Source organism: Candidatus Stygibacter australis, from assembly GCA_030765845.1.
Lineage (GTDB): Bacteria > Cloacimonadota > Cloacimonadia > Cloacimonadales > TCS61 > Stygibacter > Stygibacter australis.
The window spans coordinates 1-12691 of the sequence record JAVCDJ010000023.1 but is presented as its reverse complement, the minus strand read 5'-3'; the positions used below and the strand labels follow the sequence as shown (position 1 = coordinate 12691).

10 protein-coding genes are annotated in these 12691 nt (G+C 37.6%); 9 read left to right on the top strand and 1 reads right to left on the bottom strand.

Translation table 11 applies throughout. From position 1 onward, the window contains the following. From RAO94_01135 to RAO94_01095, 9 genes are all read left to right on the top strand, one after another. The coding region (locus RAO94_01135) for a TrkA C-terminal domain-containing protein (protein ID MDP8320932.1) at positions 1-310 on the top strand (310 nt) is incomplete at its 5' end. A gap of 8 nt (positions 311-318) precedes the next feature. After that, complete coding sequence (locus tag RAO94_01130; protein ID MDP8320931.1) at positions 319-1113, top strand: hypothetical protein; 795 nt, start codon at positions 319-321, stop codon at positions 1111-1113. Next, a complete protein-coding gene (locus RAO94_01125) occupies positions 1113-2081 on the top strand; it encodes an RluA family pseudouridine synthase (GenBank protein ID MDP8320930.1) in 969 nt (322 codons plus the stop codon). The genes RAO94_01130 and RAO94_01125 overlap by 1 nt, the downstream gene beginning before the upstream one ends. A gap of 229 nt (positions 2082-2310) precedes the next feature. Beyond that, entirely contained in the window at positions 2311-3516 is a 1206-nt protein-coding gene (locus RAO94_01120) for a bifunctional 3,4-dihydroxy-2-butanone-4-phosphate synthase/GTP cyclohydrolase II (GenBank protein ID MDP8320929.1), read from the top strand. 5 nt (positions 3517-3521) lie between these two features. Continuing rightward, positions 3522-4103 carry a hypothetical protein gene (locus RAO94_01115; protein MDP8320928.1) on the top strand — a complete coding sequence of 194 codons (582 nt, stop codon included), beginning with the start codon at positions 3522-3524 and terminating at the stop codon, positions 4101-4103. Further along, the gene (locus RAO94_01110; GenBank protein ID MDP8320927.1) at positions 4104-5339 is read left to right on the top strand and encodes a TolC family protein; all 1236 of its coding nucleotides are present in this window, start codon (positions 4104-4106) and stop codon (positions 5337-5339) included. Between the two features lie 19 nt (positions 5340-5358). Next, positions 5359-6543, top strand: a complete 1185-nt coding sequence (locus RAO94_01105; protein ID MDP8320926.1) for a trypsin-like peptidase domain-containing protein — start codon at positions 5359-5361, stop codon at positions 6541-6543. 11 nt (positions 6544-6554) lie between these two features. Beyond that, positions 6555-7670: an efflux RND transporter periplasmic adaptor subunit gene (locus tag RAO94_01100; GenBank protein MDP8320925.1), complete on the top strand. Its 1116-nt coding sequence runs from the start codon at positions 6555-6557 to the stop codon at positions 7668-7670. 486 nt (positions 7671-8156) lie between these two features. Then, positions 8157-10979 (top strand): FlgD immunoglobulin-like domain containing protein, encoded by a 2823-nt coding sequence (locus tag RAO94_01095; protein MDP8320924.1) that lies wholly within the window; start codon positions 8157-8159, stop codon positions 10977-10979. A 451-nt stretch (positions 10980-11430) separates the two neighbouring features. On the opposite strand, the gene RAO94_01090 is transcribed toward RAO94_01095, so the two are convergent. Then, on the bottom strand, positions 11431-12691 hold a 1261-nt coding region (locus RAO94_01090), incomplete at its 5' end, for a cache domain-containing protein (GenBank protein MDP8320923.1).

The following is a 12691-nucleotide window of genomic DNA, read 5'->3' as shown; positions in this document are numbered from 1 at the left end:
TTCTCTTTTATCTCGAACTATTAGAAACTATGTTGATCTGTATAGCGGACACAGCCTGGTGGAACTGGAAGCTCCTGAAGAGTGGTTTGGCAAGACCCTGCAGGAACTTGCCTTACCTACTAAAAGAAAGGTAAATGTGGTGGCTATCAAATATAAGGAATCGATTGTTTCTGAGCAGGGAGATATCCATTTTAAGATGCGGGTAAATGATCTTCCTGGAGCTAACGACGTTATTCATGAGGGAGATATCATTGTCCTGGTCGGCAGTCAGAACAAGATTGTGGAACTCATGAATGAGACGGGCAAATAGGAGTTGTCATGAAGAATAAAATAGTAAGCTGGTTCCGGTTCTTTCTGATCATCCTAAGTGTGATCATGCTTGTTTCTGTGATCGTGATCTTAAATTCACTGAGAATAGATGAACCTCATCTTATCAAGTTATTCCATTCCAATATCAGGAACACAATCTATATTGGCTCTTTTCTCTTCTTTTTTGTAGTAGTAACAGCTTATTTTTTTCTTCCTTTACATCTGAAAAGGTCTTTGAGCGATATTTCTAATGTTCTTGATGACTTCAAGCGCACGGTCTATAATACCGAGCTTGATCTGGAGGAAAAAAAGAACTCGCTTGATAATGAAGTATATAATATCCTTCGCCAGTTGATGGATGCTCAGAAGGAAATCCAAAAGAATAATAGTGATCGCAAAGCTAAGGTATTTGAGCATTACAGCAGAATAACAGTATTGCTGCGTCTGGTTCCAGACGGAGTATTAATTACTGATCTGGAAGGCAATATCATATTTATCAACGATGTGCTGGTAGACGCTTTTCCTCAACTGGAATTAGAAACCAATATCCTGGAGAAATCATATCCACCTGAGATAGAGAATAATCTAAAGAAACTTATCCAGACCAGTTTAAAACAGAAGAAACGCCAGGAACCACTGCAGTGCTTTATTCCTAATTTAAAGAGACATATTACCGTGGATAGCGCACTTGTCCGGAAAAAGGAAGGAGAGGTTAACGGCATAGTTCTGGTCGTGCAAAATCTGGAGAAACGTAAAATTGAGCGTAAACAGGAAAAGGATAAGGAGACCGAAAGGGTTGAGTAATGATGCAGATAATATGTGAAGCCCGGCAACCTGAACGGATTGACCGTTATTTGAGCAATCTCAGAATAGATGGATTGCATTCGCGGTCATGCCTTGAAAAGCTTTTTACTGACAAAAAAATCCTTGTGAACGGCAAAGCTGTTAAAAAAAGTTTTCAGGTTCAAAACAATGATGTGATAGAATATGAAGTTCCAATTATAGAACCCTCTCAAGACCTGAAACCTGAAGATATTCCTTTAGATATCGTTTATGAAGACGAATTTCTGGCAGTTATCAATAAACCTGCTGGAATGGTAGTGCATCCCGGTGCCGGGGTTTATAGTGGTACACTTGCTAATGCCCTTGTGCATAAATATGGCACTGGACTTTCTTCTGCTGGTGAATATCAGCGTCCAGGGATCGTTCATCGTCTGGACAAAGATACCAGCGGTTTATTACTTATAGCCCGTCAGGACAAAATTCACTACCTGCTAAGCGAGCAATTTCAAAAGCGGGAAGTTAGTAAAAAATATCTGGCTATCACTACGGGTTTTCCTGAAAATCCCGAGGGGGAAATCAAAACTTTTATTGACCGAAACCCTCAGAACAGAAAGAAAATGGCAATTGCCAAAGAAGGCAGACAGGCTATCAGTATTTATAAAGTATTAGAATATTATGAATATTTTGCCTTGCTGGAAATTGATCTCAAAACCGGAAGAACTCATCAAATCAGAGTTCACCTGGAGCATATAAATTGTCCGGTGCTGGGTGACTCTCTTTATAACAATCAGAAGCGCACCATGAATTCGGTACCGATAGAATATCGGAAAAGGATAAAGTTTCTGTTGACCAGTCATCTGCGCCGGCAGGCTCTTCATGCCTGGAAGCTGGGATTTATTCACCCCATAACCGGAGAAAGACTCGAATTTTCGGTAGAAATGCCTTCCGATATGAAAAAAGCTATTGATTACATTAAGCAATTATTTTAACATAAGGAGCTAATATGGATTGCCCGGAAAAAGAAAATAATTTACAGAATTGTAACTGTACATATCCTTGTGCTAAAAAGGGGAATTGCTGTCAGTGCATACTTTATCATAGAAAGATGCGGCAGCTCCCAGCTTGCTTCTTTCCGGATGATGCAGAAAAGACCTATGACAGGTCTTATGCTAATTTCGTGCGGTTAGTGCAGGCAGGAAAAATCTAAAAGAGGTTATAATGAATTCAAAATTTGCCACAGTGGAATCCGCTGTGGAAGCTATAAAAAATGGAGATATGATTATCGTTGTAGATGATGAAAATCGCGAAAATGAAGGTGATTTAATTGCCGCTGCTGAGCTTATAACTCCTGAAAAAGTAAACTTTATGATCACTGAGGCAAAGGGTCTTCTATGTGTACCTATGACCTCCCAAAGACTTAAGCAGTTGCAGCTTCCTTTAATGACAGAAGATAATCAGGATCGGCACAGTACAAAATTTACTCTATCGGTGGATTTTGCCGGTTCCAGAACTGGTATCTCTGCCCATGAAAGAGCAAAAACTATCAAAAGACTGGCAGATCCGGATGCGAAAGCTGAAGATTTTGTTCGACCCGGGCATATATTTCCTCTGTCTTCCGAACTGGGAGGAGTACTTAAAAGAGCAGGTCATACAGAAGCAGCTACTGACTTACTGGAATTAGCAGGTTTGCAGCCTACAGGTGCTATCTGTGAGATAATCAAATCTGATGGGAGCATGGCAAGGCTTCCTGACCTCGAGGAATTTGCTCAAAAACATGATCTAAAACTGATCACTATTCAATCTTTGATCAAATATCGTCGCAAAAGGGAAAAACTGGTAGAGGTATTCTCAGAGGCAAAATTGCCAACTTTTTATGGAGATTTTAAGATTATCACCTATAAATGCAAAATATCTGAGGAATATCACGTTGCTTTGGTTAAAGGTGAAGTTCGAGGTAAAGAAGATGTCTTGGTAAGAGTACATTCAGAGTGCCTGACCGGAGACGCATTATTTTCTACCCGTTGTGATTGTGGTGAGCAGCTGGAGCAATCCTTCAAGATGATCTCAGATATTGGTCAAGGAGTGATATTATATATGAAACAGGAAGGTAGAGGCATAGGGTTATTGCATAAGATAAAAGCCTATCAGCTTCAGGATGAAGGTCAAGATACGGTAGAAGCGAATATTTCGCTTGGTTTTGAAGAAGACCTGCGCGATTATGGTATTGGTGCTCAGATCTTACGCGATCTGGGACTTTCAACAATCAAATTACTTACAAATAATCCCAAGAAGATAGTGGCTCTGGAAGGATATGGACTTCGTATCACAGATAGAGTATCAATTGAGATGCCTCCTCAGAAAGAAAACGAATTTTATCTCAAAACCAAAAAAGAGAAGATGGGACATCTTCTGGATAAGGTATAAAATCAATGCTATATCTGAAAGCTCTTATTTTTATTCCGGCAAATATGCTGGTGGCATTTCTTTTGGTATTTGCGATCAGGGCTTTTTTCTTTTATCCTCGCCGTGAGATCAGGATCAAAGGTAAGAAGATACCTCTTACGCCAGGTTTAGTTCCCCGCTATCACAATCTGCTAGTAGATAAGATCAATGATTTCGTGTATGGCTATCTGCATGATTGCGAAATCAGTGGAGAAGATAATCGAATAGAAAAATGGGAAAAGCAGGTGTATCAGAAGTGCCTTGCCTGGCTGGAAACTAAGATCCATGCCAGGTATATTCCGCAAAAGGTCATCATTGGTATCCAGGTATTTCTGGCTGGAATAGGTCGGGAATTTGCCAAACAATTTATGCGCACCTTTATACCATATCTTATCAAAAATTATAAACTCACTCACTATTTAGATATTTTCAATGAAAAATTTACAATTGAATTCCTGCAGGGTTACTATGACCGCTATATTTACAAGTATTCCTTGTATTTGATGCTGGCAATAGGCCTGATCATTGGAATCGTAAATCATCTTATATATCTCATTATTGGAGGATAAATGTCTCGAAAAATTATTATAATTGGATTACTATTAATGCTATCTCTATTTCTATTTGCTCAGGAAAAGGTAACTCTTGATTTTCTGGTGCAAAAAGCAATGGAAAGATCATTATCGATTGAAGGAGAACTTCTACAATACAAAAATCAGCAATCATCCTATAAACAAAGTTTTTATAGTTGGTTGCCGAGTGCTGATCTCCGCGCATCAAAATCCTGGATAAATGAAGATTGGCAGAACCTGTCCGGAGGATTTTCAGCTAGTTGGGGCATAAATTCCAATGATGGCAGATATTTTGATATGAAAAGGCAGATGATAGAAATGATGAATAGTGATCTATCATTAGAAGATGTGAAAAAAAATATCGCTTACAATGTTCTATCCAGTTACATTGATGTCCTTTCGGGAAATGATCTCGTGAAACTCCAGAGAGAAGTCGTGGCTTTGGAAGAAAAAAAATATCAACGTATTGAAACTCTGCAGAAACTTGGCGAGGTAAATGATCTTGATCTTCAGCAATCTGAGATTGATAAGATCCAGGCTGAGATCAGTCTCAACAATTTGTTACTTTCTGTGGAAAATAAAAGAGCTGATCTTTTCTATTATATAGGCTGCGATGATAGCGGGGCAGAACTGGAAGATCTTGATATGGAGATCAATACCCAGCCAGGTGAATATCAGCCTAATCTGCAATACCAGATCCAGGAGCAATCACTCAAATCCACTAAACTGATGCAGGAACAGACCTCTATGGAGCTGCTGCCAACCCTCTCACTTAATTGGAGTTATTCCCGCTCATCAACTGATGGAATTACTGATTTTTATCTCTATTCCGAAAATGCTGAAGTTTCTCTGATGGTCTCATATCCCATTTTTGGCTTTTTGGATAATTACCAGAATCTGCAGATCATTAAACGGCAATATGAATATAATCAAAGAAAGCTGGCTGACCAGCAGCTGTCAGATATCAAAGATCTCAACAGCTTAAATAAAACCCTTGAATCTCGAACTCGGAATTATAGATTATACCAGCTTAAAGCTGATCTGGCTGAAAACGTATTGGCTCGTGCCCAAGTGGAATATGAACAGGGAACTATCAATCTCCTGGATTATAATGATTATCAGAATAAATTATACAATGCCCGTAAAAACGAGATTTCAGAGCATTATCGTCTCCTGGAAACCCAGGAATCAATTAACCTATTGCTCTCTAAGAAAATTCTGGGCAAATGGTAAATCATAAGAGGACTTAATTATGCGCAAGTTTGAAGTAATAATAATTCTTATTGTTGTCTTTGGCAGCCTGATCATTCTGGGGATCAAGGACAATGATAAGAAATCTCTACCAGAATTGAGCACTACAACAGGATTGGAAACTGCAGCAGGAGAATTCTCCACAGCGGAAGAAAGGCTTAAGGCAAATGATGAGCTATGTGAATCAAGGCATAATGCCATCACAAGTGCCATTCAAATCGTTTCTCCGGCAGTAGTATCAGTAAATGTGATCAAAACCCAGATCGTGAACCGTCATTTGAGCCCATTTGATAATCCTTTTTTTGGTTTTTTCAGGAATGTGCCTTATAAACGTGAGATCAAGGGGATAGGTTCTGGAGTGATATTTAATGATGCGGGCTATATCATCACTAATGCCCATGTTGTAGAAGGGGCCACCCAGATCAAAGTCATTCTCTCTGATAATCGTCAGTTTGAAGGTGAGCTTATTGGATTGGATTCTGTTCACGATATTGCCATCGTTAAGCTCAAAGATGGAGAAGATCTGCCGGTTGCCAAACTGGGCACCTCATGTGGTTTGATCATGGGAGAATGGGCAATTGCTGTGGGTAATCCTTATGGATTTTTACTGAAAGACAGCAAGCCAAGTGTCTCTGTCGGCGTTATTTCTGCCTTAAACCGTGATTTTGCACCAAACGAAGATGGCAAGATATATAAGAAAATGATCCAGACAGATGCTGCTATCAATCCTGGAAATAGTGGAGGACCTCTGGTGAACGTCATGGGTGAAGTAATAGGAATTAATTCCTTTATTTTCTCTGAATCAGGAGGAAGTATCGGTATTGGCTTTGCGATTCCCATCGACAGCGTGAAAAAAATCGCTGATGAATTGATCAAGTATGGTAAGATAAGAGATATCTGGTATGGTTTCAAAGTTCAGGAGATAACACCTGTGATAGCCTCATATCTGGGCTTGAGCTCCTCCGATGGAGTTCTGGTTGCCCTGCTCGATAAAAATGGTCCTGCGGATAAAGCAGGTCTGAAAAAAGGTGATATTATCATTAAAATTAATAAATATCAAATAAAAACTACTGATGATGCTGAAATTGCGGTAACTGATGTCTCGGTTGGCGATAAAATGAATCTGGAAATTATCCGGGACACCAAACCTCTCAGCATTGTAATTGATGCAATCGAATATAAATAAGCGGAGTTAGCATGAAAAAATTCTGGTGGATTATTGTTATTGTTATTATTGTTGTCTTATACTTTGCCTTTGGCAGAAAAGGAAAAGCCAAAAATGAAGGATTTGCTCAACAGGTTAAGAAAACTGTGGTAGAAAAAGGTGAGATCACCATCAAACTTGAAGAAACTGGTGAAATCCAACCTGTTAGTGAAATCGAGCAGAAATCAAAGGTCAGCGGAAAAATCGCCAAACTTTTCTTTGAAGAAGGTGACTATATCAAGGTAGGCGATGTCATTGCTGAGATTGAACCTGATTATAATCAAACCTATGAGATCACACAGAAAACCCGTAATCTAAGAACTGCTGAAATTGATCTCGCGAATGCCCAGCGTGACTGGGAAAATAATCAAAAACTATATCAAGATCAGTATATTTCACAAAATGAACTTGATAAATATGCTGATGCTTTGGAAAGAGCTCAGATTAATTATGACACAAATCTGCTGCAATACGAATCAATTAAGGAAATAGAGACTGTTGATAATGTCTCTAAGGTTTTAGCTGCTGCCTCAGGAACTGTGATAACCAAGAATGTGGAAGAAGGTGAAATGGTTCTCTCAAATACTGGCAATTATTCTAATGGTACTGTGCTTTGCGTAATAGCTGACCTTTCGAAAATGATAGTATCTTCCAAAATCAATGAAGTTGATATTGGAAAAATCTCCAAAGGGATGGAAGTTAAAATACAGGTTGATGCTTATCCCTATGAATCCTATTCCGGTGCCATTACCAGTATCGCTCCTATGGCGCAATTGATCAATAATGTAAAAGTATTCCCTGTAGAGATAAATATAGATAGCGTGGATGAAAAACTGCGACCGGGGATGACAGCTAATATCACTATTATAGGTGAAAAACGCTCAGATATCATGATCGTGCCCATCAGAGCTATCTTCTCTGATCAGACAGGTAATGATATTATTTATAAGGTCAAAAACGACACAATAGCCGAAAGTTCACAAGTGAAAACCGGAATTAATGATTTCCAGAAAGTTGAGATCATCTCAGGTGTAGCGGAAGGTGATACAATTTCTCTTACCGAACCTGCCCGTGCCGGCAAAAATCGCATGGATATCATGTTTAACTAAGTATTACAGTTTAATTATAAGAGCGAACCTGGTTATTGTTGTATCCAGTGCATCCTTGCGCTGGGTGGGGGAAGTCGTTATGATCAGGAATGTAATGTAAGAAATTTAGCCACGGATTACACGGATTAACACGGATAATGTAATGTAAGAATAATTAAGCAACGAACAAAACTAACAATACGAACTGGAGAGATATGTTTTTAGTGAGAATCAATCAGTGAGAAGGAATGATATTGGTATTTTTTAAAACTGCGTCCACTGCTTCCACTACGTCCACTATGTCTATAAAAAGCTAATCTAATGTAAGAATTATTAAGCCACGAACAAACCAAACAAATTATCAAATACCAGACAAGTTTCCCTCTAACTTTCTAACCTTCTGCTTTTTTAGGGATGCCAGATAAAAAATAATTTGACAATAAAAATATATAGTTACAAAGAGTTAATGTGAATAAAAAAATCTAAGTCATTTTATTGGAGGATTGGGTGAGATATCTATTACTTTATGTTTTGATACTATTTGCGTTACCAGTTTTAGGGCAATTGGAATGGGGTGATGGAATCGAGTTTGCCGAAAGTAGTAATACACTATTTGGTGACTTGGCAATGCTTGGAGATATTGGCTACTTTTGCTGGATAGAGGATTATGAAGATGAACTGTGTTTAAAGGTTCAAGGATTTGATAGTGAAGGTAATAGCGTATGGGAATTTCCGGTAATTCAGAGTAGTAATGACAGTTTGCCTGGTAAAGCCAGGATAGGAATATCAGAAGATGAAGGAATTTTTATGCTCTGGCAATGCTATTCCGCAGATGTAGATATAATAAGTAATTACATTCAGAAACTTGATTTTGGGGGGAATAAATTATGGGGAGAAAACGGGATTGAGATCATCAATACCGAAAACGAGTGTGTGGAATTGCTTTCTGATGGTAACGGAGGAATGTATTTACTTTATGAATTTGATGATGAAGTAACAGCCTGGCATTATAATGAAACGGGGGAGCTTGTAACCGGCTGGGAAGAAGGTATTTATCTGGGAAATCATGGTTCTGATGGGATGTCCTCTTCATTAAGCTATACCCAGAAATCAACTGGAGAATTAATAACTTTTACAAGACATACTTTAGGAAACGAACCCGGTGTCTATTTTCAAGAATACAATTTCTATGGGGAGATGGAATATCCTGATCAGGGGCTTTTTATCGATGAGGCAGATAATACCGGTTTGAGCATTGTCAATACGGGTAATGATGAATATCTGCTAAGCTGGCATCAGAATGATATGATAGCAGGAAATAAATTTCTTGAGGGTGGAGAACTATTATTTGATGAAGCAATGGAATTATATGAGGGAGATTTAAATTATATTTACAATATTCAATTGATAAACGGGACTGTTTATTTGATCTTGTCTGATAATAACAGCACAGTAAGAGTTGGCAGCTATGATGACAACTGGCAGGAACTGACAAGTCCGGATGAGGTTCAGATCAGCTATGATTATAATCTGGGAGTATTAATTAAAGATAATAGCAATATATTGATCTATAATAGAAATAGTAGTTCAATTAGCTTAACTGAGTATGACTGTAATGGCAATCTACTTAGTCCTGAAGAAGGTTGGATTAATTATCACTCTCTTTATAATAACTTAGAAGTTTCCACAAGCGAAAATGTGATCAATCTGTACTGGAAACAATACGGTCAGTTAATCCAGACTATATACGATGAGGGTGAAATATTATATGAAGAACCTCGAATACTGGGGAGTAACAGAATAATCCCAGGTGATGGTCATGGAGGCTGGCAAACTGAAGAAAAGCTGGTTTTCTGTTGCCGTACTCGTAGTAATGAATATTTTATTACTTATTTAAGTGAAGACGGTGATATATTATATGATGCACAAATCATAATAGATAATCCGGACTTAGCAGGTTCATACATCGGAAGCAACGATGATAATGGATTTTATCTTATAGGAAGTATCGAAAACGAGGAAGGATTATATGATGATTACCTGTTCAGAATAGATACAACTAATGAACCGGAATTGGTATGGGGCAATTCAGGACTATATCTCCGGCCAAGAAATCATCCAGAACAAGGTTTTTATAATTGTCAATTATGGGATAACCTGACTTTGTTTTTCTGGTATGAGAATGAAGAAACAATTGGACAATTATCAGATGGAAATGAGTTTTTGTGGGAATCAGGCGGGATTGTTCTTGATAACTGGTTAGTCATGGGGTCACCAAAAAGGTTTGAATATATTGATGGATATTTAAGATATAATATTTCTAATTATCCTGAACGTTATACTTATGTGAATCGATTGATTAATGATTTTGATCCTGTCTGGGAAGAACCTGTTTTATTAAATTCTTATTGTTCTAATGATACTGTTGTATGGTTTTATTACGATTATGTGTCAGGAACAGAACTCCTTACTTACTGGGTAGAGAGGATTGGTAATGATTGGAGATTAAAGAAGCAGACTGTTACTGAATCAGGTGAGAAGTTATGTGGAGAAGATGGAATAATAATTCTGGAAACAGATAATGAAGAGATTCGAGAAATACTGGCTGATGAAAATAATGACATCATGGGAGTGGTTACCGGAGGAGTAATTGAGCCGGAGATCACATATTTCACTTTGGAAGGAGAACCCTTAGGGATAGGGACTGTTTGTTTCCCGGAAATCTATGGACAGAATATTGACGAGATAATCCTTAAGGATGGTTATGTAGTGTTCTTTACTAGAAGTTATATTTCACTTTATTTTGAATTACAGATATGGGTTTATGATTTGGGGGGTAATTTCATCCCTGAGCTTCCCAGTCTGGACTACAGCGTAGATACAAGGTACCAAAATCTCATATTTGAGGATGAAGAGGCAATCTATTTCACATATAATCACAAGCATCATGAAGAGGATTTATTTTGGTTAGCGAATGGAGGATCGGGTATAGATATAGTAGCTCAGAAGTTTTCTTTGCCGAATGTTTCTGTGCCGGAAGAAGAAATACAGGCAGTCAACAAGATCATAACGGTATATCCCAATCCCTTTAATCCTGAGGTAACGATCAGTTTTGATCTTCCGGAAAGGCAATTTATTGAGCTGGATGTTTATAACACCAAAGGGCAGCATGTGAAAAGTCTGGCAGCTTCTGAATATTCATTGGGCAGACATGAGATTATCTGGAAAGGAGAAAATAACCAGGGCGCAAAAGTAAGTAGTGGATTGTATTATCTAAAATTGCAGATAGATAGTGTTATTTACACAGAAAAAGTTGTCATGATCAAGTAGAATAGAAACTAAAAAAAAGGCAGACTTGATTCTGCCATTCTTTGCTTGCCCAGAATACTTTCCGTTGTCTATGGATTAAAAATAAGTATTAATCATACATTAACTATCTATAAAAATGTTTTCAAGCAAATCTATGTGATAATTACCCTAAATTTATACTATTGTAATATTATCATCATCAAATTATCAATATATCAGTAAAATAGAATAATAATCAAGTATAAAAAAGCATGTAAGTGGAACAACAAAGCACATAGTGACATTTTTTTGTTATATTGTGCTTTGTTGTTGCACCTGTATATCTTTTTGAAACAGGAAAAGATGCGATTAAATGACGAAAAATATTGAGAAAAGTGATGTTTTAAATCAGAAAATATGAAGATTGACACTGGCAAATAAGATGATCAATAACTGGAAATGTTAAGATCAAAAACTGGGAATATAATGAAATCTATGAGTTGTTTGGGGATAGACTATCGAGTTTCTCTTCCATAGCTTTAACCTGATCACGGAGTTCTTTAATGCGAAATTCTCTTCCGATGAAGAGTTTATTATATTTCTTAAGCTCTTCATTTTTTTCTTCCAGATCTTTGGTACGAATTTTGATCAGGTCTTCCAGGTGATCATGATAGTCCTTAAGTTTTTGTTCATATTTTTTTCTATCAGTGATATCCGTGATAAAAGCAAAGGCAGCATAGAACTCATTATTCTGATAATATAAATTAGTAGCCTTAATATGGCAGGGGATTTTGTTACCGGATTTAGAGGTGAAATGCATTTCATAACTATTATGGATCAAATCGGGAGATTGATTGAACTGGGTAAGGAAAATATGCTGATCATTTTCATCAATAAAATCAATCGGGCTCTTTCCGATTATTTGATCAGGAGAATATCCCAGCATCTGACATACAGACTCATTTACTTCCAGAGTAATCATCTCAGGGTTAATCATCCAGAAGCCTTCTGAAGTAGTTTCTATAAGTTGCTTATATTTATTTTCGCTTAATTTAAGTGCGTCATCACTCTTTTTTCTTTTATCTATCATAATATTTGCAGCCGTGGCAATTTCACGGAATTCAGAGTAGTGCAAACTATCCAGATCTATATTATCATAATTATCTGAAGCTTTGAAAAAAAAGTGGCTGAAAGATTCTATATTTGATTTGATATTGGAAGAGAAATGCTTGATGATCAGGAAACTGAGCAGGAAATAGGCAAATAGAAGAGTCAGATAACTGATAGTACGATTTTGCAAAAGAGAACGCAACTGCTTTTTTTGATAGCTGATCTGCTGATTGATATCTACCAGATACACTCCAGTACCAATGATCCAGTCAAGCTCAGGGATCGCTTTTGTATAGGAGATTTTGGGGCTGGGTTCAGATTGATTAAGTTTTCTCCAGGAATATTCAGTGAACACGCCGTTCGGATTATCAAATGCTTCCTGCTGTTTCTGGATGATCTTCACTCCATCGGGGTCTGTGAGATCCCAAACACTGCCAGTTCCCTGGGTGATAATTCCATTAGAAAAGAGAGGTTCACTATCTCGGGTGGAGCCAAAGAAATATCCATCAGAGCGATAGCGAAAATCAATAATTTCAGAGATCAGGAATTGTTTCAGTTCAGGCAGATCCATTTGACTTTCTGGTGGTAATTGCTGGCTAAATATTATCAATTCACCTATATAGAAAATCACCTTATCAACTTCA

Bases quoted from the DNA above. Each gene is read 5' to 3' on its own strand.
- RAO94_01125 (MDP8320930.1), top strand. From the start codon at position 1,113: ATGATGCAGATAATATGTGAAGCCCGGCAACCTGAACGGATTGACCGT.
- RAO94_01115 (MDP8320928.1), top strand. From the start codon at position 3,522: ATGCTATATCTGAAAGCTCTTATTTTTATTCCGGCAAATATGCTGGTG.
- RAO94_01105 (MDP8320926.1), top strand. From the start codon at position 5,359: ATGCGCAAGTTTGAAGTAATAATAATTCTTATTGTTGTCTTTGGCAGC.
- RAO94_01120 (MDP8320929.1), top strand. From the start codon at position 2,311: ATGAATTCAAAATTTGCCACAGTGGAATCCGCTGTGGAAGCTATAAAA.
- RAO94_01130 (MDP8320931.1), top strand. From the start codon at position 319: ATGAAGAATAAAATAGTAAGCTGGTTCCGGTTCTTTCTGATCATCCTA.
- RAO94_01100 (MDP8320925.1), top strand. From the start codon at position 6,555: ATGAAAAAATTCTGGTGGATTATTGTTATTGTTATTATTGTTGTCTTA.
- RAO94_01110 (MDP8320927.1), top strand. From the start codon at position 4,104: ATGTCTCGAAAAATTATTATAATTGGATTACTATTAATGCTATCTCTA.